Raw genomic sequence first — 24,483 nt, 5'->3', positions numbered from 1 at the left:
TAGGTAGGCAAAATAATTGATCAAACCCCTACCCTTAGAGCTATTTGTTACTCGTTATATCACGTCCGCTTATGTACTTCTGATAAAATCTTTGCGACGCGAAGCTAGTCCTTTAGGGCCCCAACAGCGCGATTATTCAAGGCGAAATAAATTCGCCGAATCTCGCGCTCAAACTAAGCGGGATAAACGCCTCTGCGTCTTTGCGCGAGTTTTAATTCAACTGTTTATCCATACTTGATATTACTCGTTACTCGTTACTCGTTACTTGTTACTCCCTAACCTCATTTCCAATTTAATTACACCCACCTACTTAGCTCTTGGCTAGAAAATCTTTGTAGCTGCGATCGCGATGAAGAGAATGAAGAAACAGAGGCTACTAGTAACTCGGAGGTGGAAGCAGCGATCGCTGTAACTTCAAACTCACTTGACAATGGTACTTTAAATCTACCAATACAGTCTCCATCAGAGTCGAGCAAGATCATTTTGCCTTGGCGATCGCTAATTAGATATCCTTGAGGACAAGGTTTAATTACCGCAGGGGAAATTTCCAGGGCAATTCGTTTGAGATTAAATTTTTTTAGAGTAATGAGGATCACCATGTCAGAATTATTTACTTCTGTCGCCAATAAACGATTGGGAAATAGGGGATGATCGATTACCGAGTCAAGTTGAATCTGGACAGTAAAATTAGCGAGGAAATTACCGCGACGATTAAAAAGCTGAAATTCGGTATTTTGTGCCTGAACTTGGCTTATTGCTAAACCATATTTTCGATCTAAAGCAATCAGACTCTGGCAAACTTGATGATTGATTAGCGATCGCTGTAACTTACAGTTAGGTAATTTGTAAATTTTTAGATCAGACTTATCTGAATTCTGGCTACCAGAGGAAATACCCAGCCAAGATCCTTGAGGATCGACAGTGGCAATGAATCGATCGTGATTACTTTCAAAGGTGGCAAGAGGTAATAGATCGCTATCTTGAGCTAAATAGTAGATTGAAGATGTTGTGGCGATCAGGCAGCCTGTAGAACTAAACTGTAAGCTTTTGATTGGCTGATTTAAAATTATTTCCCTGTCTACCAAAATTTCTTCAGACAAACTAGCATCTAGATTACGCTGAATTAAAAGGCGATCGCCACTAACTAAATAAACTTGCCCCTCAGCGCTCGCTAAATGGGACACTGGATAATCTAGAGTAGATTGAGCAACAGGAACCAGATCGCTAAAATCAGATTTGACTTGAAGGGGAGTTTGAGGATTGGGATCTACTTCCAAAATTGCCTGCACCAACTCCAGAGATTCCAGCATTTCCGCAGCAGTTTGATAGCGACGGCTGGGCAATTTTTCTAATGATTTAGCGATCGCCAAGCGTAACAACAGCGGAATATCTAAGGAAATTGTCACTGGTTGACTTAGGTGTGCTGCCACCAATTCTTTAGGCATTCCTGAGAAAGGACGGTTTCCTGTCACCAGTTCATATAAAATTATCCCGACTCCATAAAGATCGCAGTTATAAGAATATTCTCCATAAAACTGTTCGGGAGCCATATAGGCAGGAGAGCCTGTATTACCTAAGATATTTTGTGAATCAGCTTCTTGTTTGAGTTTAGCAATACCAAAATCAGCAATGTGAGCCGTATAGGTGCGATCGCTAGTTTTTAGTAAGATGTTCTCAGGCTTAATATCACGATGAATGATGCCTTTTTCGTGAGCATACTTCAAACCAGAGAGAATATCAATTACTAACTTCAAGCTCTGATTTAAACTTATGGCAGGAGAATTATTTAAAAAACTGCGTAAAGTTCCTCCTTCGCAGTAATCCATGACAATATAGCGCTGATTATGTCCGTGTTCCAACGCTTTGCAGGTAACTAGATTAAAGTGATCGAGAGTAACTAAAAAAGTTAATTCTCGTAAAAAGCTGCTGGTAGATAATTGTTTAGTTTTTAACTCTTTCAACGCGACTAAAGCACCGCTCTTGAGTTCCACCGCAGCAAATACCCTCCCAAACTGTCCTTGACCAACTAAATCTAAGATTTTGTAGTTTGATTGATGTCTCAGCAAATTTCAATTTTAAGATTAAATTTATGGTTGGCTAATGCTCTTCAGTTACATATTATGCTGCTAACTAATCAAACTCATCAATGAATTAAAAGTTTTGCTGAGTACCAAGTCTGATTTGGGAGAGCGATTAGGCTCCCCTAAAGGACTAGCTGAGTCCTTCGGACTTGCTTCGCAACCGCGTCGCGCCTACCCTTCGGGATCGCACCATAAAATATTTAATCAACTTAACCAACAAAATTTAACCAAAAAGATTATTGACCGCCACTGGTTCCAGCTTTTGTTCTGCTTTTTTCTTCGGTTCAATAGTTTCGCTAATGTTAGCGTCGGCAGACTGATTAAAGTGAATTTCTAGGCTGAGGTCTCTAGTTTGACGATACTTATCTAGGTCGCCTTTACCAATATAATATTGCGATGCCCGACGCAAATCAATGATTGCCTTTTGGGGATCGGCAAGTTCTAAATAGAGTAACCCGCGTTGATGATACGCTTCCGCATGATCGTTACGTAATTCGATCACCTTAGAAAAGTCCTCAACTGCTAGTTCGATACTGCCAGTAAGCTGATAAGAACAGCCTCTTTGATAGTGAGCTTCAACCGAGTTAGGGTCATTATTGATAATTTGGGTAAATTTTTCAATCGTTTTCAACTCTTTAGCCAATTTACGGTTTTGACTTTGTTCTTGTTCTAGCTGTTGAGTCAGATGATCTAGCTGAGCCATCGAAGTTTGTAGAGTCTGCAACTCTTGCGTTGTCATCTCCGAACTTGTTTTCTGTTGCTGGTCTAATCGTGTTAGTTTTGTAGTCGCTGTATCACTAGCCTTTTTTAATTCAGCCAGCTCAACTTTGTTGTCCCAATGCTGCTTTTCTGATTGCTCTTTAAGTTGGCTAACTTTGGCTTGATTGTCTTGAATCAACACAGTCATTGCTGCCTGCTCAGAAGCGATGATTCGCTTGAGTCGTTGATGGTTAACTACTGCAAGTCCCGCAGTCACAGAAAGCGGAATTGTGACCCACAAAAATTGTTTGAGGACAACACTAGTGATCGACCCGCCGATAGAACCAACAACAGCAGATGTTTCGGCAATATCTAACCAATGATTTTTATTAGGAGTAGATGATTTCATGTTGATTTAAATAAGTAATGAGACTAAGGTTTAGGGATAAAATTAAGACTAATTAATCAGCTAATACTGTTTGATTTAAGATCAAAATTGGCTTGACAACAGCAAATTCTTCAGGGGTAAGGAACTGCTCCACAATTTCTGGCATGGTGGCGTAAGTTAAAGTAATAATATGTTGGAATTGAAACGCCTTAATAATAGTTAAATACCAAAACAGAAGATTTTCCCGTAAACGATCTAGATCGTCAATCAGCATTGCTGCCAAGGAAATCCTTAGCGCCATTTTAGTGTCTCTTTGATACATCTGCGTTACGTCCTTATCACCCATTTTAAAAATATTGGGTTGTTTTTCCCGCATCCTTACCTCCAACTTAGCGATGATCTCGGCTTCCGCATCACGCAGTTTTTGATAAGCACTCAAGCGAGCATTAATGGTCGGGAAAAAATTTTTTAGAGACTGTAGTTCCTGCTCAGTTGCGTAACGACCTTCTGTTTCTAAGCTTAATCGGTCTAGTTGATTTAACATAAGATTTACCTAATTTGACTTTTATACAGATTCACTTTTATTTAAAAACTCTTTAACCTGACTCTGAGTTGTTTGAAGCTGAGCGATCACAGACCGCGTAATCAGCTTACCTTCTTCTACCAACACTTGACCAGACAAAGGATGGAGCAGATTAGACTGCGCTCGGCGACCAATTAAATCTTCAATATCATCATCTTGGCTGATATACATCCCTGCGGGTAACTCGACAATCACCCCTTCTCCGATGACCCTTGCCTGACAAGCTAAACGAGAGTTGACATTACAGCTAGTGATCGAACCCAAGGTGCGGTGTTCTCTTTTAGTTACAGGAGAAATACTCTCTTCCCCTTCCCTAATATAGACATGGCAAGTAGCACAGATTCCTCTACCACCACATTCTTGAGTAACTTCGACATCATTTTGCATTAACACTGACAATAAATTAGTGTTAGTGGCGATCGCCGTATTCGTTCCAAATGGATCTAGTCGAACAGTTTTAACCATGAGCTTTTCTTGTTAAATAATTCGGATTGAGCGCTATTGATTTGCCGTCAGACTTTGCAGAATGGCAGTATGAGTTTGTCCCTGCTCTACCATCCCTGATACTGATTCCAGCCTTTTTTTAATTCCTAAAATAAACCAATTAGAACTTGCCCCCAAAGACTCGCAGGTTGTTTGCACACAGTGCAGGTCAGTTTCTGATAATTCTGAGAAAAAAGCACTCAACAAGCCAGCCTCAATAAAACAACCTGGTTGATCGGGAGAAGCGATTGGACTCCGTCCAGGCTCCGCGAGCGCCTTAGCAAAGCTAGAGTTGGTGACCTGAATGACTAAAAACCCCTGTTGATAGTGGCTAAAATTTGGCTCAATTAGACCCCAGCCATGAGCTTTCCAGCATTGTTTTAAACATTGGACAAGTTCGATCATTTCCATGGTTGCAACTGGCTGCTGGTAATAGCTGCTGACCTCTTGGCTAAAGCGGCGAAAAAAGTTTTTCCCCCATTTACGACCGCAGTTATAAAGAACTAAACCAGTGGCAGAACCAAGTTCAGCGGCTAAGCCACTATAAAGACCCCTAATTAAGGTGTCGGGTAAAGCCAGCAAACGTCCACCCTGACGGTTTTCGATTAAACCAGATTCAAAATCTCCTTGTAGATAGGAAGTAGGAGCAAAATAGTTACCTGGAAGATGGGACTCGGAAATTAAATCAGCAACGTTAATCATGATTTAGTAATAATTCTCCTCAAGGGGTAATCAATAAGTGTCTATGCAGGCTTTAAGGCTTGTTTTTGACTTAATAAAACATTTTTAGACTGTTCTAAATATGGCTGTAGGATCGAGAATTGGTCATTGTCCAAACTCTTTTTGAGACGCTTGTATAAATAGCCATACAAATTTTGTTCTAGCTCCTGCATTTGATGAGCTGCGATCTGTTCGGGCAGCCATTCTAAAATTCGCCGCTCAAGATATTGTGCATCATTAGATAGAACCGCCATGCTGCAATAGCGAAGGATCACCAGCCAATGTTTTACAGCCCGCGTAACTTTCAATTCAGGCTCATCAGGAAAGTTATTGAATATTTGATTAACTACATGTTGAAAAATTTCTGTTTCTTGATCGCGAATCTGTTCATATATTTTTAATCGTTCGGACAAATATAAGATTTGGCTTTTAAAGATTCCCAAATCCTTTTGTGTCAAATACTCAGCTTCTGCTTGATAGATCAACGAGTCAATTTCAGTAATCATGGGAATAAAATTAAATCTACGGAGAATAAATTAGAATAATTGAGATAAATCGTTGAGGGTAAATTCTTCAACGGCAGCAACTGCTTCTTTGGTTTGTTCTAATATTTGCTCAACCTTTTGTGGTGAAGGGATTTCCTTTTCTCCTAACCAGTTGAAGCACTGCCAAAACTGAGCCGATGTCAAAGTCACAGCAAAAGTAACTTGGTGCTTGGCTGATTGCTCTAAACCATCGACCGAGGCTACTTTACCTGACCAATTACTTAAGGCAAAGAAATCTTCAGTCGTTAAACACTGCCAAGCTGTCAAGACATTTTTGCGTTGAGCTACAGATGTAGTAAGTGCTTGAAATGAAATATTTTTCCAGTTACATTGGCTAATAAATTCATTAACACTCAAACATTGCCAAGCAGCAATAGTACTCACTTGAGATACTCCCCGTTATATAGTTTTTTCTGGATATCTCGTGCGGTTGCCCCTTCGTTATGCCAAAAAGATGCTGCATCAATGCGATCTTTTTTACCCAGTAAAAATTTACAGTAAGTTTCTCCCATGGCATAGCACTGAAGTTCGATACAGCCAAGATCTTTATTGATCAAATCACTAAAGAAACCTGCAAACAAACCTGCATATATGTGACAGACTGGTTTACCAACATCACCTAAAGTTCTAGCTACGGCAGAGTCAAAAATATTGATAAACATAAAGCCATTTTTTTGATCGCTCATGTCTACTTCCCAGTTACCCCAACCTTGAGTGATAAAGGGCCACCACCAAGCTTCTAGAACGTACATTAAATTAAGCTGGCTAAAATCTTCATAGCCATACTCTTTAAGAAACCAACTACGGAAAAATTTGGCATCTTCTTGACCCCATTGTTGACCAATGTTGTACATTAAAACCCCAGAAGCATCGCCGACTTCTTCTTCTAAACCAGCAATCAAACCGATAATAAAGTTTTCGCTGACTAAGATATTACGGGATTCATTCCAATCATCAATCGTGCCAGTATCAGTCTGAAATGAGAAAAAATCTTTGAGACTATAGTGAAAGCGTCTTTGGGGATACTTTTGTCTCAGTAGATGCTTATCTGACCTGAGATCTGTTGACGTACCTGTCGTTTGAACTTGAGCTAAAGACATTTATTATTTTGTGGGTAGAAATTTTCACTAAACTTGTGATTAGATTCTATTGCCCCAGCACCAAAAAAAGTTCCGTAATTATCTCTATCTTCTAGTTAAGTTATGTTAATTAGTCTCAGTGAAATTGCGCTCTTTATTTCTATAATATTCACCATTTCCGAGAGGATCATGATAAAGCGATCGCCTTGGTTTCTCCATGCACGATAAATTAAATTACCTACTGACGTTACGCAGAGAAAAGTTAGTAATTACAATTATGTTGGGAGATAGGGAGATAGGGAGATAGGGAGATAGGGAGATGAGGAGATTAACGTATTACTAAGAGGATGTCTGAGAACTCAATTCTGTTATGCTTAGACCCTATCAGATCCCCCCTAGCCCACGGCAGTCGCTACAACGGAGGAAACCTCCGCAACGCGCTGCCTCCCCTTAACAAGGGGGGAATCGGAATCAAAGTCCCCCTTAAAAAGGGGAGCCACTGCGGTCTTGGGGTCTCCCCAAGTAGAGCAAGTGGCATGGATTTAGGGGGATCTACCCACTGGAAACGGAGCAATTAGACTTTTCAGATATCCTCTAAACTATAAATGTTAATTTTGGATTTTCATTTATTATTTAGAATGCCCAAAAATACTTAATGCCTAACTATTTTTAGCCTCTCGATCGAGAAGACTTTATCCTTCAATTTAAACTTGAGACTTTACTAGAAACTGTTGGTAATCTTCAGGAGTATCTAGATCGATCGCTCCTTGAGGAAATTCCACTGTAACAACAGAATTAATGTGGCGTTGAATCACTTTTTTCGCGCCTTCTACCTGAGTCAAGCCAGTCAGTTCTAAAAATAGCGTTGAGTGAAATAACGCTGGAACACCAATGGTATTTTGGTAGGCTGAGGCAATAATGGGATAGTTGGTGGAACGATAGACAGATTCTAACTGGTGAATCGTTGACGCTGATACGAAGGGTTGATCGCAGAGGAGAAGAATCGCAGCTTCAACAAAAGGAGCTGTCTCTATTAGTGCCTGAATACCATGACGAATTGACGATCCCATACCTGTTTGCCATTCAGGGTTTTCAACTACTTGAACGGGGAGATCTTTTAGCTCACAGCGAATTTGATCGCTATATGCACCCAAGACCACAAAAATCGGACTGCAATGGGCAGCGATCGCCGTCTCAATCACCCTTCTTAATAAACTTTGTCCTTGATATAACAACAGTTGTTTCGGTGTTCCCATCCGCGTCGATGCACCAGCAGCAAGAATAACGGCAGCGATCGCGTTTTGGCTAGAAGACAGCATAAGTAGGTGGGTGTAATTAAATTGGAAATGAGGTTAGGGAGTAATAAGTAACGAGTAACGAGTAACGAGTAACGAGTAATATGCGGAGCGGTGACGCGATATGCGGAGCGGTATCCTTTAGGACGAAGGAGCTAATCCTTTAGGAATCCTTTAGGACAAATAGCTCTAAGGGTAGGGGTTTGATCAATTATTTTGCCTACCTACTTAAGTTAAATTGACGGTGTTAGGAGATGAATCGGCGCTTGTCGATGTTTTAGAAAGCCTGCTGCACGATGGTCGAGAACAGCTTGAATCTCAGCAATAATCGCGATCGCAATTTCTTGAGGCGTTTCTGCACCCAGATCGATGCCAATCGGAAAATATAATCTTGCTAACTGGTCTTTGGTATAAATTAAATTATCAAGTATTCCTTCAGTCCGCTTTTTTGCCCCTAAAACTCCAATGTAGCGAGCGGGAGAGGGCAACAGCATTTTCAAAATTTCCAGATCGTCAAAGTAATTATGGGTCATTACTACAGCAGCGGTGTCTGTTTCAACGAGAACTTGTTGGTCAATGATGTCTCGACGAGTAAGAATAACCTGGTCAGCTAGAGAAAAGCGATCGCGTGTTGCTTCACTGGCTCTACAATCAACAACGGTCACATTCCACCCTAATGTTTTAGCAAAATTAGCCACGGGTATGGCATCGCTACCCGCACCGAAAATTATTAACGGCGTTGGTGGTTGAATGACTTCGATAAAAACTTCCACGCTACCAGAGAGAAATTGATATTTGCGAATGCTTGACTGTCGAGCCTGAAAGCTAGCTTTGATGTCACAGACGAGGGTTTGCAATAAATTGGGTGCTTCAATATTAGTAGAGATCAAACCATCATCGGCAAACATTACCCTGGCACCGATCTCCATCTCAACCGAACCCTCGACACTAAACACAGTTGCAATAACGCCTGGTTGTCTTTTCTTAAAACATGCTTGTAAAAAAACAATTGGATTAAGACAGCGATCGAGACGTTCGATGAGAACCTGAACTACACCATTACAACCAATCCCAAAACCCCAGACAATATCTTCATTATTCGTAGTGTCGTAGGTGACAACAATTGGTTTCCCAGATTGCATCCGTTGACGAGTATGCTCGAAGATATCATTTTCTAGGCAACCGCCACTAATAGCCCCTACCATGCGACCCGTATTGGTCATCAACATTTTGGCACCCGATCGCCGATAGGTTGAGCCTTGGGTATTAACAATCGTGGCTAAATATGCAGTCTCGTCTTGTTGTTGGCTTTCCTCAAAGAGTTTCAAAATTGCTGGTAATTCATTCATATAAGCTTATTAGGTGTAATCGGCAAATCGCGAATTCGTTTACCAGTGGCGTGATAAACAGCATTGGCAACAGCAGCCGCTACGCCTGTAATCCCAATCTCCCCGACCCCGCGAGCGCCTACTGGATTGAACTGGCGATCGGGTTTGCCGACAAATGCCACGTCAATGCGGGGAATATCGGCATGAGAGGCAATGTGATAGGTTGCTAGGTCGTAGACTACTGGATTACCCATCGTTGGGTCTAATTCACCCTCCTCCATCAAGGCGTGACTAATGCCCATAATGACCCCACCGCGTACTTGACTTGCCGCTGTTTTCACATTAATAACGCGCCCTATATCCATAACCGACAGCCAGCGAGTAATTTTTAAACGTCCAATCTCTTCATCTACTGCCACTTCGCAGAAATGAGCGCCCGACGAATGAAAAGCAAATTGTTTGGCTTCCTGTCCAGGGGCGCTAGAAGCCGTCGCTTCCCAAGCAGCGCGTCCAGATTGATTTAAGGCAGCAATGGCTTCTTGAGCGTTGTTTGCCTTAGCTTGTTGCAGCAGTTGTTGGCAAGCGCTCTTAACCGCAGGCAAAAGGGATGCGGTCATTTGCGAACCACCCGCGAGTCCGCCGTCGGGTAAGCGAGAATCTCCCATCTCCACCTTAATTTGCTCGACGGGTAAACCAAGAACTTCTGATGCTGTCATCGCAACTATGGTATAAGAACCCGTTCCCATATCATTTCCCGCCGTCAAGACATGAGCCGTACCATCGGGTAAAAGCCGAACCTTGGCAGAAGCAGCTCCGCGAAGGCCTGGATACGTGGCGGCTGCTATGCCCAAGCCAACCTGTTTACCTTCACGGGAAAGAGAGCGAGGTTGCGGACGGTCTTGCCAGCCAAAGCGTTCTGCCCCCACCTTGAGACAATCGGCAAAATGATGCTCGGAAAACGGCAATCCCTTGCGTTGGTCGTCTTTGGCAAGATTTTTGAGTCGCAGAGCAATTGGATCGACATTCAATTTCCAAGCGAGTTCGTCCATTGCCGATTCTAATGCCCACATACCAGGAGTCTCCCCAGGTGCGCGCATGAAGGTGGGCGTTCCTGCATTCAATACAGCTAACTCCTGATATAGCCGCATATTTGGTGTTGCATACATCACGGGTGTAGCTTTAGTACAAGGTTCGGTAAACACATTGGCGGGCGAAGTGTAGGATTTTGCCTCGTGATCGATCGCCGTTAAAGTTCCATCTGCGGTTGCGGTCAGGCGAATACGCTGTTCGGTTGGCGATCGCTGTCCAGTATTAGCAGTCATTTGACGGCGAGACACGACGACTTTGAGGGGTTTTCCCACTTGTTTGGCAGCCGCAGCACAGAGCAATCCGTGGGGCCAAGGAAAGGCTTTACAACCGAAAGCCCCACCAATGTAAGGGCTGACGAGCCTGACGCGCTCTACTGGCAAGCCCAACACTTCTGCATAGGTTCGCTGCCCTGCCAGTACCCACTGTGAAGGTTCGTAAATAGTAACGGCATCGTTGCCTCGCCACTGAGCAATGATGGCATGGGGTTCCATTGGCGCATGGTGTTCCATCGAGGTCGAGTAAGTTGCATCAATAGCTGTATTGGCATTAGCCTGTTCGACATTTCCAGTAGCAAAGCTACCCTTCTCAAATTTCAACTCTTCCCCCATCATCCCAGGAGCTTCTTTAAAAGTAGCTTTTTCTGGCTCGACAACTGGGAGTTCGGTGTCGTACTCCACCTCGATCAAGTTAGCTGCATGACGCGATCGCTCGAAGGTATCGGCAACCACTAAGCCAATAATTTGCCCCGCATAGTGAATGCGATCGTCGGATAAAGGCAAGCGCGATTCATAAATGACCGAGGTTTTCCAATCGTTGGTTGGTTTAAAGAGTTTAGGAGCGTTGCGATGAGTAAAGACAGCTAGAACCCCTGGAGATTGTTCGGCGGTACGGGTATCGATCGCCCGAATTCTGCCTTTAGCGATCGCCGATGTTACTAAATAGCCATGCACCAAGCCCTGAATTTGATGTTCGGCAGCATAGACAGCTGTACCCGTAACCTTTGCCCGTCCATCGATACGGCTGACTGAAGTTTTCAATGGCTCGTTCATACAATTCCTCCTCCTTGGGCTGAAACGGTTAGGGCGCGACGAATGGCACGTTTGGCCATATCTACTTTAAAAGCGTTATATTTCAAAGGTTTGGCATCCCGTAAAACAAGCTCGGCTGCCTGTTGAAACGTTGCTGTCTCGGCTGGTTTACCCTGGAGAAACTGTTCGGCTTCTGGCGATCGCCAGGGTTTATGGGCTACCCCTCCTAGTGCCATACGCGCTTGTTGAATCTCTCCGTCTTGAATATCTAAGGCAGCTGCAACCGAAATCAGGGCGAAAGCATAAGAAGCGCGATCGCGTAACTTTAAATACACGCCAGATTGGGCAAAGGAGACGGGGGGCAAAATAACCGCCGTAATGATTTCGCCAGGTGCCAGATTGTTATCCAACTGAGGCGTATTGCCAGGCAGCCGATGAAACTCCGTAAAAGGGATTTCTCTGCGTCCCTTGACTCCTTCAACTTCCACAACCGCATCTAAAGCAGCCAGAGGCACGCACATATCCGAGGGATTAACCGCCAGACACTGTTCGCTTGCCCCTAAAATTGCGTGCATTTTATTGATTCCCGTCGCTGCTGGACAGCCCGAACCTGGTTGTCTTTTATTGCAAGGAAATACTGTGTCGTAGTAGTAGGGACAGCGAGTGCGCTGCATTAAATTACCGCCTACCGTTGCCATATTGCGAATTTGCTGCGATGCACCTGAAAGAATAGCGCGAGAAAGCAGGGGATAGTTACTGCGAATCTCAGGATAATCGGCAACTGCTGTATTGCTAACTAATGCCCCGATGCGAAGTCCTCCTTCATCAGTGCGATCAATTTGGTTGAGTTCTAAGCGGGAGATATCGATTAATTGCGAGGGTTCGTCGAGAAAAACTTTCAGGCGATCGACTAAATTAGTGCCTCCCGCAATAAAGTTCGCCCCTTTTTCTTGGCTTGCTCGTTGAATTGCATCCTGGGTAGAGTTAGCCCGAACATAAGTAAAAATTTTCATGCAGTTTCTTCCGAATCTTGTACCAACATTAACGCCGTCGGTTCTGGTGGAGTTTGTCCAGTTGCTTGTTGCACTGCTGCGACGATGCCGTTATAGGCACTACAGCGACAAAGATTGCCGCTCAATCGTTCGCGTACTTCCGACTCTGACAATTGCGCCAGTTGAGGTGGACTATTGAGATCGTCGGTAACAGCACTAGCACAACCGCGTTCAACTTCATCGAGTAAGGCAACGGTGGCACAGATTTGTCCAGGGGTGCAGTAACCGCACTGAAAACCGTCATTGTCAATAAAAGCTGTTTGCACTGGATGTAAAGTATCACCCCTTGCCAGTCCTTCAATCGTGGTAATTTCCTTGCCGTCCTGCATCACAGCTAAGGTGAGACAAGAATAAACTCGCTGCCCGTCAATCAGCACCGTACAAGCACCGCATTGTCCGTGGTCGCAACCTTTTTTACTCCCCGTTAAGCCGAGGTTCTCTCGTAGGGCGTCCAGCAATGTTACACGCGGTTCAATATTGAGGGTCTGCTCTTGACCATTAATATCGAGGGATACCTGAATTTCCCCTTCCCCTGGGGGATTTACCACGGATTCTTCCTTCCCTTGGGCAGCATTAAGCAACGGTGGAGCAGCGATCGCCCCTCCAGCTGCCGTCAACGCTCTTGCCAAAAAATTACGTCGAGATGTTTGCCACCACCTCTTTTTGTCGTCTTGCATTTGCTTTTATCTTGGAGCTAAGGTGCTAATTTATGAGCGATCGCCTTGTGAAAAAACTTCGCTAGATTTTTAGTATGTCAGCGTTCTCTTTGGAGTTGCAACGCCTGCTTTTTCCTGTTGCATGGTAGAAAATTTGTCAATTATTTTGCATCTATCTTACGAATGAATTGTGACACCAAAATGACAAAAGCTAATGCGATCTCCATGACTCGATTGAGCCACTGCCTGTATCGAGACGTTAGTATTCCTCATTCCAAAGAGCATCATGATAAAGTGATCGCCCTTGACTTTTAAGACAGTCGCTACAATTTAAAGTTTGAAAATTGCGATCGCCTTGGTTTCTCCATGTATAAGAAATCAAATGACCTACGAAATTGGCGATCGCGCTAAAAAAGTATTTAAAAAAATATCGCCACATTCCAATTCCCCCATCATCGCTACCACTCACTAAAGTTTGATGATTAGATGCGATCGCCTTTGGTTATGATACTTTTATGAAAGTAAGAGACGCAATTAGAAAGTTAGAACAAGACGGTTGGTATCTAAAAAGAACTAAAGGTAGCCATCGTCAGTTCAAGCATCCAATCAAACCAGGGACAGTTACAGTATCGGGTAAACTTAGTAAGGATATTCCTGTTGGCACAATCAAAAGCATTTGGAAGCAAGCTCAAATAGAAGAGGACTAGTAATATGCGCTATGCAGTGATTATTGAGAAGGGCGAAGATAGCTATGGAGCCTATGTTCCTGATTTACCTGGTTGTGTAGCGGTTGGAGACACACCAGAAGAGGTTAAAACCTTAATTCAAGAAGCCATAGAATTTCATTTAGAAGGCTTGCAAGAAGATGGGGAATCAATTCCTCAACCCAATAGTTCTATTGAATATGTAGAAGCGAAAATATCAGCTTGAACTATAAAAGAAATCTTAAGCAAGCAAAACATAAATTTAGATAGTTTTTTAAAGCTTTTATAATATAAATAGTAATATTTTTAGAGTAACAGCATTGGCTTTGCGATCGCGCCTGTTCTAACCAGCTATCATATCTCTGGGAAAACTATTCCAGATCTCACTGCGAGTAAGATCGATCTCTTCTGCCGATGGTGCAGTGCCTAAATCAGCACATAAACCTAGTAATGATCTTTTAGGGTGCGGTTTTTGTTGTTCTAATTCTTTCTCTAAGTCTGGAGTAAGTTGTTGAATTAAACGCGCTTTATCTAGGGGAGTTAGTTGTTTGGCTAGTGTGAGAACTTCTTGTAATGTCATTTTGTTTATTTTAAGGCGATCGCTTTTTTTTTACTACGACTTTAATTTAGCGCGATCGCAACCTCAGAATTTATCATGATTTTGTACCGTGTTGATTTGTTTGTATAAAGCTCGCTCTTGCTAACGTTTAACCAAACAAAACAAGCCAGTTTATTTAATAAAACATCCATTCGCTAAAATTTGTAGCTTAATTATATTATTCAGTATCTTCTTGATAAATTGAACCGTCAGGCATAATCGCACCTTTGAACATTCTCGGCTTGTCGTAATTTATACTCAAATCAGGAAGGGTTGCATCTAACAGATTTGCCTGTTGAAAATTTGCTAGACCTAATCGCGAATGGCTGAGGTTCGCTTCTTGTAAATTAGCTCTCTGTAAATTAGCGTGGGTGAGATTGGCATAGCTAAGATTCGCTTTTTGTAAGTCTATTTGCGATAGATTTGCACTCGATAAACTAGCTTTAAATAGTTGAGCTTTTTTTAGAGATACTCTGAAAAATTCTGCACCGCCGAAGTTAGTGTTATTTAGGTTGGCGTTTTCAAAAGAAACTTCGATTAATTTTGCACCCACAAAATTTAGCCCACTCAAATCTCGACCGTCAAAGTTTTCTTTGTAAATAACCTTACCTCTTAAATCTACAGTTTTGATGTCTACTTTACTAAAATCTAGAGGATATTCCCCAACTCGAATCATATCTGCTTTTGATGGTTCAAACTGAGGGGGAAAATTTGTATCTCCATTGTCTATGCTTTCCTTCTCAAACATTCCTGCTTTACTGTATTGTGCCTGAGATAGATCAGTATCTGATAAATTAGCATCTTGTAGGTTTGATCCTTGCAACTCAACATCTCTCAAATTAGCGTTTCTCAAGTTTGCACCGCTTAGATTTACTCTTTTAAGAGAAGCTGACATATCTACTTGACAACTAGTAGGTGGCCCAATATAACCATTTTCTCCAGCACCAGTATTCATATCGTACCAACTCAATTGAGTATTACTGAGATTAGCATTCCTTAAATCGGCATCATCTAAAACCGCTTTGACTAAATAAGATCCAGACAGATCTGCACCTTTTAAATCTGCACCCCGTAAATCGGCATCGCCTAAATAGCAATTAGTACACTTTTTAGTCTTAAGTAAACGTTTGAGATGTCTTGGTTTGGTAGTTTGCTTACTTGTACAGTCTAAGAATATCGCCTGACATCCTGAAAGAAGAGGAAATATTAGGAAAATAGTAATTAAAATTTTCAATGGCATTTTAAATTCGACTTAAACGCACATAAATAGTTTTACAGGGATAATCATCAATATCTGTTTGTTCCATTTTCTTATAAGTGATTAAATCCTTTGCGTCTCTGCGTCTTGGCGCGAAACTCCTACTTCCAATCACTCAAAACCCCATAAATCCCCCAAATAGCCATCGCTCTCAAATAATGACTTGCTCTAAAAGTCCCCACCGCAGTAATCGCTTCAGGAGTTCTAAACTGCAAACCATTTTCATACACTTGCTTCACTACAGTTTCCGTTAACTTAAAAGCCTCTTCTTTCATATCCATTTGCAGCATAAAGGCAGCCAAACCAAAGTTGATTCCTGTCCAGACTTCTAAAGGATGGGTATCCTTGGGATTAACAGCACTACCATCAGGCAACACACCGTTAGCTGCACCATATTTACCATCATGGAATTTCAGGAAACAGGCATCATAGATTTTATTCAGGGTAGATATAGTATATTGCTCTTCTACCACGTCGGGTAAACCGAGTAAACGAGCGTAGAATTGCCCACAGAGTTGATCTGCCATGACTACATTTGAGCCACTTTCAGTATCGAGACGATAGTATTCACCATTCCAGAGAGCATCATGATAAAGCGATCGCGATTGTTGCAACCAGCTATGATAAGTATCCAAAGTATTTTGCATACTTGTCGGGAAATTTTCTGGCTGTAACTGAGGATTAGTTGGAGGAGTAGCTAGTAAAATCTGAGCGATCTTAATTGCTGCTTCGAGTGCTGCAATCCAAAGTCCACCACAGTAGGCGCTTATACCTCGTAGTTTCCAGTCGTCAAAGGTTTGATCTGGTGCGCCAGAGTTTTCGGGGATGCCATCATTGTCACGGTCGAATTTTTTGAGATATGCCAGAGTCAGAGTAATGCTGTCCCAACATTCCCAGAGAAAATCGGGATCGTTTTCTCCCGTCAGCAGATAGTCACGATATACCTGCAACACGAAATCACTGGGTAAGTCTTTCCACTGGTTACAGTCTTGATAGGAAGTATAGTTAGATTCCTGCCACGGATGCTCATTGGGTGCGCCAAGATCGTGAGGAGTTGCGCCAGCTTCTTTTCTGATGGCGCTAGAGCGATCGTAACCCACAATACGCGGGGTATCATCATGGTGGGGAATTGCTCTGGCAAAGGCTTCTAAGACGGATTTATCGAGTTTTGGCCACAGCATCATCAAGCCAAATGAACCATATAGGCGCACGTCTAGGCTTTCATACCAGCGATAGTCCAGGCATTCTAAAACTCCAAACTGTCCTACGGGATCGTTTTCTGTGGCAGCAGTCCAGAGAGTACCACCATCAGCCAGTAAGTATAGCTCGTTAAACAGCGCCATCTTAAACCAGTTGGGTAAATCGTCCCGTTGCAGAATCGGTTGTTGCCAAGCCTCAATCTTTTCGCGCCACAGATCACTATGCTTGAGGGAAGTCCGCACCATACTCCAGGCATTCTTGCCATTCCGCCCAAAAAAGTCCGTGTAGCGACGGTAGTAGTTAACCCCCTGCTTAAATTCAGTGATGGGTAAATCCCAAGCTAGAGTAAAAGGAATTTTCTTAGTTTGACCTGGTTTAACTGTAAACCGAATTGCGATCGCACAGGCAATTTGTTCTCCAGGATCGGCAGGAGTTTCATTCTGTAAGTCGGGTAATGAGCCATCTGCGGCAAAGTTATCCCAAACTTCCCCTCCGTCACCATCGGGATTCCAACGGCTGAGATAAAATACTTCGACACTAGGATTATAAATTGAGGCGATCGCAATTTGCCCATCTCCTTCTTGGACATCTTCATCAGGCTTCACCCGATTCATCAAATAGCCCACCCGATAATTATCTTGAATCCACTCGTTATAATTACCTGTGCTATCCCGCCACTTAGGTTGATATTCATATTCAGGACTACCATCATCTCGCACTTTAATCGTCGGCGATTTAATGGCGTTAGTAAACCAGCCGACAGTATTTTGCCATGTCAGCATGATACTTAAGGTGATGGGCCGATCTGTAGGGTTGTGTACCGTCCAATCAAAATTAATTATCGGATAACTAGACTCTTGATAGTTCTCCGCCCAAATGGGTGAAAATTGCTCACAGGTAATGTCTGCTGCAAAGACTCCTTGATACTCAAACCAACTGCGGGGATATAACGCGCTGTAAGTTCCGCCCTCAGTGGGATACCATGACCAACGAGATAAGGTATTATCCTTTGGTGCTTCTGTACTTAAAGCATAAGCCTGAGTAGCTGATGCTGTTTGTTCAAACACACTAAACTGACAGGCGGGAAGAGACTGAAAAATATGCTCTCCCCCATCCAAATGCCAGAGATTAAAATCTCCTTTACTCGATCTACCAATACATCCTGCACCCATCCCGCCCAAGGGCATTCCATGCCAAGGGCCATCATCCAGATTACTAGCGTAGCGTACCGTGTAGGGATGATCCCATCCTTTACCGATAGAACGTTGCCAGGTACAATGAGGAATCTGAATTGGCTGTTGGTTGGTCATATGCTCAAATAACTGGTTAAAGCAAGATTCAGGATAACAGCAAAATTATAGATTAACCAGAACATCTCTAGATAAATCATCAATTTTTGCCCAATCAGCTTATTCAACCAATTAATAACCAAGCTTAAATGAGAAATAAGGAGAAATTTTGCTCAGTGGATAGGGTGCATCTCTTGTTCTGCTAAAAACAGATGCACCCAGCGAATATCTTGTTCTGCTAAAACAATAGTTGTCTCCGCCCCTACTCTGCCAAAATCGGGTTCTGCTCCCATATTCATTTCGATTGTATAAACCCAACGACTATCTTGCTGTTGAATACTTTTAATTTTACCCATACCTCCGATAAAGCCCACTGTTTGATGAGGGGTAAATTTAGGTTTGTTTGATAAACGATTACTACTCATATTATTCGGGCTTTAAAAATAGCCAACTAACAAAGAAAAACGAAGCCGTAAATAGCTGAATCAAATCTATAGCGGAAATATAGCTATCCGCTAAGGATGCAATACTGCGATCGCTAATTCCAAACATCCAAGAAGTTGTACCTAATATCCAAATACCTTTTTTCAAAGTTTGAGGAAAGTTCTCCAGATTTTTCTTTTCCTTCATTTAGTTAATACTTAGTTAAATTTTTACCAGAGTTTTCCAGACTTCAGGACTAGCCAAACACTGTAATTTTTTGCTTGAAAATTTAATTACGTTGGTGGCTTGCTATTGCTAATGAAGTAGGTAATTTAGCACGCTCACTACTAATTAAAATCCAACCATTTTGGCGTAGTTTTTGAAAAGTTGCCCAACCTTTTGAACCTCCAGGTACTTTGTGGTCTGGTACGGCATGAGGAGAAGCTGTGTAAACTTTCCAAGATTCATAGGGATATTCCCTCAAATGAAGTGCAATATGCGATTGTTTTCCTTTGCATGGTAGCCAACACATCTCTTTCATATTCAAATTTTGAGCCTAATTTTTTGGATTTGTTGTCATCTTAAAAAAATATTTTTTAAAAGTTCTCTATCAAAAGTTGAATATTATTAGTAACTTTAAAATAACAGCATTTAATTTTTAGTAATTCTTGTACTAAATCATACATTTTATATACTAAATCATACATTTTATAATCTTTAGACAATTTTTCTAGAAGGGTTTTTATAATAAAAACGGACAGTTTCCTGCGACGAGAAACCCGCCTACAGAACTTCCCTGTCTTCAGAATTACCCTACTTTTCTTTGATTCGCCACAGAAATTTCCCATTAGGGCTGGATTTAAGGACGCATTAGACTATTTTGACTATTTTGACAACTCTTACTTTTAAGTAATCAAGTTACTTATTTTGGCAGATACATCAGTAGAAACTTTAAAAGTGAGCGCTCATTGATAATCTTCTTTTATATATTTCACAGTAAACAATCCTGTATAGATATTAGTTTTTTCTAAAAAAATTAGAGTATCAATGGCAACAATTTGGCAATCATACTAAATCCGATTGACAGAAGTTATTTATTTAAGCTGACTAGGAGAATAGAGGACTGGGAGATTAATAAACACTTATGACTTTATTTTTTAAGTAATCTATACGAAACGGATTTAGTATCAAAGGTTTTTTGATACCAATTAGGTTTAAAAAAAACTATTTTTGATTATTAATAGCTAAAAAAATTAACTACGTAAAGTAGCGATAAAATCGATTTGTCTACTGTAATCATTTTACACATGATCATCTTCAAACTTGTAGCCAACACCAACCACGGTTTTAACAAAGGTGGGATTTGCTGAATCTGGCTCGATTTTCTTCCGCAGTCTTCTGATATGGGTATCGACAACTCGTTCATCACCAAAGAAATCATTACCCCAAAGTCGATCGATTAGCTGGGTGCGACTCCAAACTCGTCCAGGATAGCTGAGAAAGGTCGAAAGGAGATTGAATTCTAAAGTTGTCAGGTCTAATTCTTCTGGGGTTTGGGAGTCCAACTTTCTAGTTGCTACATGCTGATCTAAATCGACAGTAAAATGTTTAGTGCGATAATTTTGCGAGTTATCTTCTGACACCTCGTGGCGTAGGCTGCGTCTTAATAAGGCACGAACTCTAGCAACTAATTCTCTGGGACTAAAAGGCTTGACTAAATAGTCATCAGCTCCTGTGGAAAGTCCAATAACTCGGTCAATTTCTTCTCCTCTAGCAGTCAGCATCATGATGTAGGGATCTTTATTATAAGGCTGCTGGCGGATACGGGTACAGACTTCTAGTCCATCTAAACCAGGCAGCATAAGGTCGAGAATAACAACATCAGGCTGTTGCTGCTCAAAAATAGCTAATGCCGTCAATCCATCGTTGGCAATACGACAGGAAAAACTTTCTTTGGTAAGAGTTTGTTCAATTAATTGAGCGATTTCCTCTTCGTCCTCAATAATTAGAATTTCCATCAGGGTCAGATTTAGTAATGGACAGTTGATAATTGTAATAACTTTACTAGTATGGCTGTAAAAAAAATATTACCTTTAATCTCAACTAGTTAATTTCAGGTTTGCTTAATTGAGAATTAGTTACGCCACTGATTGCTGCTAGTAAGATCCAGGCGATAGTATTCACGCGCAAATCAAAGATGCTAACGTCTGTTAGGTTGAAAAGAATGTAGGCGGTAAAAGCCAGTAAATAGCTAAATAGAATCAGGTCATATTCTTGACCCGAACAAGTTAAGAATAGCTTGGCGGCTGGAAACATAATGACGGCAATAATTACTAAAAATAATAGCAAAGAGATCATTCCTGCTTCTGCACCAAACATTAAAAATAAATTGTGGGGATGTCCTAGCCAGAGATTCATTTTGGCTTCATAAAGGGGTGTAAAGTTACGGAGTCCCCAACCAAAAACAGGACGATCTGTAATTAAATCCCAGCAAAATTGCCATTGAGTAAGTCGCAGAGTTTCTACAGGACGCTCATATGCCCGATCTGATAGTCTGATCCAAATAAAACTGGGTACTATCTGACGTAACTGCATCCCGCCGAGATTGGGGGCGAAAGAAGCCCATATAATAGCCGTAGCAGCGCCAGTAACGCCCCAGATCAACAATTTCCACCCAAAGTATAGGGCATAAGCCATAAAGCTAAATACAGCTAATCCCCAAGCATTGCGAGAACTAGTCAAAATTAAGCCACTAAGATCGGCTAATAAAATTAACATTAGTAAGCCTAGAGAAAATAGACGTTGATTGCTTAAGTTAGTTGATTTTTGTCGCCACATTGACCACCATAGTCCTAATGTTAGGGTAAAAGCGATCGCCAGATAAATTGCCAGAAAGTTAGTGTAATTAAACACGGATGACATTCTGCCTGGAGGAACTCCCAAGGGAACTAACTGCCAGCCAAAAATAGATTCAATTAGCGCGATTGTATCCCAAGCCAGGAAAAGTTGTCCCAAACCCAGCACCACTATCGGTAAGGAAGGAAGTATTAATAGCCAGGATAAGATACGAAGTTGTCTCGGTTCGGTAATCAAACACCTAAGCGCCATAAATAAGGCGAAATAAGGCAGAAAATTAGCCAACCCTAACCCTGCTTCTTGAGGGTATTCTGCTAGTGCTGCACTAAGAATTAATAAACCAGCTAATATGCCAAATGCTCGATTAAGAGAACTGCGAAGAATTTGAGCATAGCTATTTCGCCAAATTAGGGCTAAAACAACTACTAATCCTAATGCTCCCAAGGCAGGAAATAGAGGAAAAAAAAGGACGCTAACACAAAACCAGCGCCAGATCCAATTATTCGTATTTTTTAATTTGCTCAACCACATTTTATTACGAACTAAAAGCTTAGAGCTAACAATACTTTATGGTAAATCCTGTAATCCATTATCAGGAGTATTAGAAACCTGTCTAGTTAAATCAGCAAAGGACTGGTTATATTCAATAATCGAGCTTAGCCTGTCACCCCTTGCCCTAGTTAATGCAGTTTGAGCATCAATCACCTCAGTTTGAGTACCGACTCCTGACTGGAAACGTAGTCGAGCCAAACGTAAACTTTCTTCTGCTAATCTCACTCCTTTGGTGTTGGTAACAATATTATTTTTATTTGACCTCAGTTGAAAAAATGCTTGCTCTACGGCAAAACGGATCTGATTACGCAGGTTGGCAAATCCTGTCTCCGCAATTTCTTGGTCTTTTTCTGCCTGTTCTGCTCCTGCGCGAGCTGCGCCACCGTCAAATAGTGTCCACTCTAAATTTAAGCCTAGCTGATATTGATCGGTAACATCAAAATCGTCTTCAAAGTCATCGTTGAGGCTATAGTTAGCACTAGCACTGAGGTTAGGTCTTGCTTGTGACAAAGCTATTGTTCGCTCTTCCTGTCTAATCTCTCTTTCTAGCAAGGATTGTTCTAGTTCCGCCCGATTTTTAAAAGCCTGAACTATAGTTTCAGGTAGCTCCAGATCCCAAACTCCCGCCTCCTGAATTGCATCAGCAGTAGCCAGATCGGTGCTATGGGAAACACTTAAGGTTTCTGCTAACTGTCTACGAGCAATATTTTGATTGGAGATCGCTGTTGTCAAATCTTGTTGTGCCTGAGATAATTCTACCTCTGCCTGCAACACTTCAAATTTAGTGCCTAGTCCTGCTTGTTGTAAAAGTTGAGCATCTTTTAAGGTCTGACTTGCATCTTGTACGGCTGCTTGTTGGATCTCGACTTGAGCATCTCTATTTTGTAGTTCGTAATAATCTCTAGAAGTTTCAAAACGAGCTTCCTCAACGACTCTCTCTAAATCTAGCTCTATCCTGCGCAATTGCTTTTCCGCAGCACGGATAGCAGCACCTCTTTGACCACCATTATAGATATCATAGTTGATGACCAAACCACCCTGGAAATCGAAGCTAGCGGAGTTAGCATCTGTAAAGCGATCTTCTTCGCTTTGCCTGACATCTTCTTCAAATTGTCCAAGTTCTGCTTCTGTCAGATCAGGGTTCTCAGCGCGAGCTTGTTCTACAGTGTCTTCGACATTTTGATCGATCCTCTGTTCAGAAACACTATCGAGAAAAAGATCGTTACCATAGGTCAACCCACTTGTCAGGCCTAAAGTAGGATAAAGAGCGGCTTTTTGCTCTCTTAATGCAGCTTCAGCTTGTTCTACCTGTATTCTCGCCTCTTCGATTTCCTTATTGTTATTCAAGGATAGTTCAAGAGCCTGTTCTATGGTAATCGGTTTTTGAGCATCTACCTTAACTTCTTCAGGTGTAGTGGGAAATGAGAGGGGATTACCGCTAGGATTAAGCTTTTCAACGTCAGGAATAGACTGTTGAGCAGGTTGAATTTCTTGAGCTGCATCTGGCATCTCACTTTCCTGAGCAATCTGTTCAGTAATCTTACCAGGTGCTTGAGCAACAGAGGCGGTAATATTACTTAGGGCGATCGCCGTACTAATACCAACTAGTTTAATGAATTTATTTTTCTGACCCACTCCTCACTCCTTAATTTAATAATTTAGAATAATTTTTGACTAAATATCTCGACAAGTTAATGGTTGGGCAGCAATTTTACTGGTTTTTATACTTGTTTTTGACCACTAATTTGCCTCGCTCAACCCGATCTTGCAGCAAGATAATAAATCTACGATCTCAAAACATAGACAATTTTATACTCTCTATCGAGTTTATGATCAATGCTTCTAGATTATGCTTAGAACGTCAAAATTTTGTAACTTATTTGCTTGAAATAATATACAACCAAATGAGTTACAGTCACAATCAGTTTAATATTTGACCAAACTAATTACGGGAATAGTGGGTAATTTATCTTTCCCCTTGAGCGCCAACAGCTCAATCACAAAAGCAAAGCCAATCACTTCCGCTTGCAGTTGGGCTAATAATTCAGCCGTAGCTTTAGCCGTTCCCCCTGTGGCTAATAAATCGTCAACAATTAACACTTTTGAGCCAGGAGCGATCGCATCTCGATGAATTTCTAGTCGATCTGTGCCATATTCCAATTCATAAGTCGCTGAGTAGACGGGTGCAGGAAGTTTTCCTGGCTTGCGTACAGGCACAAATCCAGCGTTGAGCTGATATGCCAGGGGAGTGGCGAAAATAAATCCTCTCGATTCCATGCCAACAATGTAATCGGGTGTTAAATTAGCTGTTTGGCATTCTGTACACAGGCGATCGATAGTATTTCGTAAACCTTGGGCATTATTTAGGAGAGTAGTTATGTCGCGAAACAAGATTCCTGATTGGGGGAAGTCGGGAATATCGCGAATTAATGAGTTAAGTTGCATACTTCTTTTTATCAATAAACTGCAAAAAATCAGGCTAGACTGGTTTTTGAGTCGAATAGCTATGGCATCATAACACCAGATAATTATTTGTTATCCTCGACAAAGAACAATCATCGGCAATTTAAATTTGGA

The 24,483-nt window shown here is 41.7% G+C and carries 26 protein-coding genes; 2 read left to right on the top strand and 24 right to left on the bottom strand.

The features are described 5' to 3' along the window. Positions 1-296 precede the first annotated feature (296 nt). The 14 genes from KME09_06545 to KME09_06480 all read right to left on the bottom strand — a co-directional run bounded on the left by KME09_06545 (position 297) and on the right by KME09_06480 (position 13,495). Positions 297-2,066, bottom strand: a complete 1,770-nt coding sequence (locus KME09_06545; GenBank protein MBW4533581.1) for a serine/threonine protein kinase — start codon at positions 2,064-2,066, stop codon at positions 297-299. A 238-nt stretch (positions 2,067-2,304) separates the two neighbouring features. After that, entirely contained in the window at positions 2,305-3,189 is an 885-nt protein-coding gene (locus KME09_06540; GenBank protein ID MBW4533580.1) for a hypothetical protein, read from the bottom strand. 52 nt (positions 3,190-3,241) lie between these two features. Continuing rightward, positions 3,242-3,712 (bottom strand): allophycocyanin, encoded by a 471-nt coding sequence (locus KME09_06535; GenBank protein ID MBW4533579.1) that lies wholly within the window; start codon positions 3,710-3,712, stop codon positions 3,242-3,244. A 21-nt stretch (positions 3,713-3,733) separates the two neighbouring features. Beyond that, positions 3,734-4,216, bottom strand: a complete 483-nt coding sequence (locus tag KME09_06530; protein MBW4533578.1) for a (2Fe-2S)-binding protein — start codon at positions 4,214-4,216, stop codon at positions 3,734-3,736. Between the two features lie 33 nt (positions 4,217-4,249). After that, on the bottom strand, positions 4,250-4,936 hold the full coding sequence (locus KME09_06525) for a 4-vinyl reductase (protein MBW4533577.1): 687 nt from the start codon (positions 4,934-4,936) through the stop codon (positions 4,250-4,252). A gap of 41 nt (positions 4,937-4,977) precedes the next feature. Continuing rightward, positions 4,978-5,460 carry a phycobilisome protein gene (locus tag KME09_06520; protein MBW4533576.1) on the bottom strand — a complete coding sequence of 161 codons (483 nt, stop codon included), beginning with the start codon at positions 5,458-5,460 and terminating at the stop codon, positions 4,978-4,980. Between the two features lie 30 nt (positions 5,461-5,490). Continuing rightward, the gene (locus tag KME09_06515) at positions 5,491-5,883 is read right to left on the bottom strand and encodes a hypothetical protein (GenBank protein ID MBW4533575.1); all 393 of its coding nucleotides are present in this window, start codon (positions 5,881-5,883) and stop codon (positions 5,491-5,493) included. Next, a complete protein-coding gene (locus KME09_06510) occupies positions 5,880-6,599 on the bottom strand; it encodes a 4-vinyl reductase (GenBank protein ID MBW4533574.1) in 720 nt (239 codons plus the stop codon). Before KME09_06510 ends, KME09_06515 begins: the two co-directional genes overlap by 4 nt. A 683-nt stretch (positions 6,600-7,282) precedes the next feature. After that, positions 7,283-7,897: a nucleotidyltransferase family protein gene (locus KME09_06505; GenBank protein MBW4533573.1), complete on the bottom strand. Its 615-nt coding sequence runs from the start codon at positions 7,895-7,897 to the stop codon at positions 7,283-7,285. 209 nt (positions 7,898-8,106) lie between these two features. Continuing rightward, on the bottom strand, positions 8,107-9,222 hold the full coding sequence (locus tag KME09_06500) for an XdhC family protein (GenBank protein ID MBW4533572.1): 1,116 nt from the start codon (positions 9,220-9,222) through the stop codon (positions 8,107-8,109). Then, positions 9,219-11,339 (bottom strand): xanthine dehydrogenase family protein molybdopterin-binding subunit, encoded by a 2,121-nt coding sequence (locus KME09_06495; protein MBW4533571.1) that lies wholly within the window; start codon positions 11,337-11,339, stop codon positions 9,219-9,221. The genes KME09_06500 and KME09_06495 overlap by 4 nt, the downstream gene beginning before the upstream one ends. Continuing rightward, positions 11,336-12,331, bottom strand: a complete 996-nt coding sequence (locus tag KME09_06490; protein ID MBW4533570.1) for a xanthine dehydrogenase family protein subunit M — start codon at positions 12,329-12,331, stop codon at positions 11,336-11,338. The genes KME09_06495 and KME09_06490 overlap by 4 nt, the downstream gene beginning before the upstream one ends. Then, positions 12,328-13,047 (bottom strand): 2Fe-2S iron-sulfur cluster binding domain-containing protein, encoded by a 720-nt coding sequence (locus KME09_06485; GenBank protein ID MBW4533569.1) that lies wholly within the window; start codon positions 13,045-13,047, stop codon positions 12,328-12,330. Before KME09_06485 ends, KME09_06490 begins: the two co-directional genes overlap by 4 nt. 238 nt (positions 13,048-13,285) lie before the next feature. Then, positions 13,286-13,495 carry a hypothetical protein gene (locus tag KME09_06480; GenBank protein MBW4533568.1) on the bottom strand — a complete coding sequence of 70 codons (210 nt, stop codon included), beginning with the start codon at positions 13,493-13,495 and terminating at the stop codon, positions 13,286-13,288. Positions 13,496-13,541: 46 nt separating this feature from the next. Here KME09_06480 and KME09_06475 point away from each other — a divergent pair, with 46 nt between their 5' ends. Beyond that, a complete protein-coding gene (locus KME09_06475) occupies positions 13,542-13,733 on the top strand; it encodes a type II toxin-antitoxin system HicA family toxin (protein ID MBW4533567.1) in 192 nt (63 codons plus the stop codon). A gap of 4 nt (positions 13,734-13,737) precedes the next feature. Further along, a complete protein-coding gene (locus KME09_06470; protein ID MBW4533566.1) occupies positions 13,738-13,956 on the top strand; it encodes a type II toxin-antitoxin system HicB family antitoxin in 219 nt (72 codons plus the stop codon). Positions 13,957-14,073: 117 nt separating this feature from the next. Here the strand turns inward: KME09_06470 and KME09_06465 are convergent, their stop codons facing one another. The 10 genes from KME09_06465 to KME09_06420 form a co-directional block, all read right to left on the bottom strand. Further along, positions 14,074-14,310 carry a hypothetical protein gene (locus tag KME09_06465; GenBank protein ID MBW4533565.1) on the bottom strand — a complete coding sequence of 79 codons (237 nt, stop codon included), beginning with the start codon at positions 14,308-14,310 and terminating at the stop codon, positions 14,074-14,076. A 196-nt stretch (positions 14,311-14,506) separates the two neighbouring features. Continuing rightward, complete coding sequence (locus KME09_06460) at positions 14,507-15,568, bottom strand: pentapeptide repeat-containing protein (protein MBW4533564.1); 1,062 nt, start codon at positions 15,566-15,568, stop codon at positions 14,507-14,509. 119 nt (positions 15,569-15,687) lie between these two features. Next, positions 15,688-18,096 carry a bile acid beta-glucosidase gene (locus KME09_06455; protein MBW4533563.1) on the bottom strand — a complete coding sequence of 803 codons (2,409 nt, stop codon included), beginning with the start codon at positions 18,094-18,096 and terminating at the stop codon, positions 15,688-15,690. Positions 18,097-18,248: 152 nt separating this feature from the next. After that, positions 18,249-18,500 carry a hypothetical protein gene (locus tag KME09_06450; GenBank protein MBW4533562.1) on the bottom strand — a complete coding sequence of 84 codons (252 nt, stop codon included), beginning with the start codon at positions 18,498-18,500 and terminating at the stop codon, positions 18,249-18,251. Between the two features lies 1 nt (position 18,501). Next, positions 18,502-18,705 (bottom strand): hypothetical protein, encoded by a 204-nt coding sequence (locus KME09_06445; GenBank protein MBW4533561.1) that lies wholly within the window; start codon positions 18,703-18,705, stop codon positions 18,502-18,504. 82 nt (positions 18,706-18,787) lie between these two features. Continuing rightward, a complete protein-coding gene (locus tag KME09_06440; protein ID MBW4533560.1) occupies positions 18,788-19,039 on the bottom strand; it encodes a hypothetical protein in 252 nt (83 codons plus the stop codon). Between the two features lie 760 nt (positions 19,040-19,799). Then, positions 19,800-20,516 carry a response regulator transcription factor gene (locus KME09_06435; protein ID MBW4533559.1) on the bottom strand — a complete coding sequence of 239 codons (717 nt, stop codon included), beginning with the start codon at positions 20,514-20,516 and terminating at the stop codon, positions 19,800-19,802. An 85-nt stretch (positions 20,517-20,601) separates the two neighbouring features. Beyond that, entirely contained in the window at positions 20,602-21,885 is a 1,284-nt protein-coding gene (locus tag KME09_06430; protein MBW4533558.1) for an O-antigen ligase family protein, read from the bottom strand. A 36-nt stretch (positions 21,886-21,921) separates the two neighbouring features. Further along, complete coding sequence (locus KME09_06425) at positions 21,922-23,541, bottom strand: TolC family protein (GenBank protein ID MBW4533557.1); 1,620 nt, start codon at positions 23,539-23,541, stop codon at positions 21,922-21,924. A 291-nt stretch (positions 23,542-23,832) separates the two neighbouring features. Continuing rightward, on the bottom strand, positions 23,833-24,351 hold the full coding sequence (locus tag KME09_06420; protein MBW4533556.1) for an adenine phosphoribosyltransferase: 519 nt from the start codon (positions 24,349-24,351) through the stop codon (positions 23,833-23,835). Positions 24,352-24,483 lie beyond the last annotated feature (132 nt).

It is taken from the genome of Pleurocapsa minor HA4230-MV1, assembly GCA_019359095.1.
In the GTDB taxonomy this organism is placed as follows: domain Bacteria; phylum Cyanobacteriota; class Cyanobacteriia; order Cyanobacteriales; family Xenococcaceae; genus Waterburya; species Waterburya minor.
Note: the sequence above shows the minus strand (reverse complement) of the source record. Positions and strands in the feature narration are given on the sequence as shown.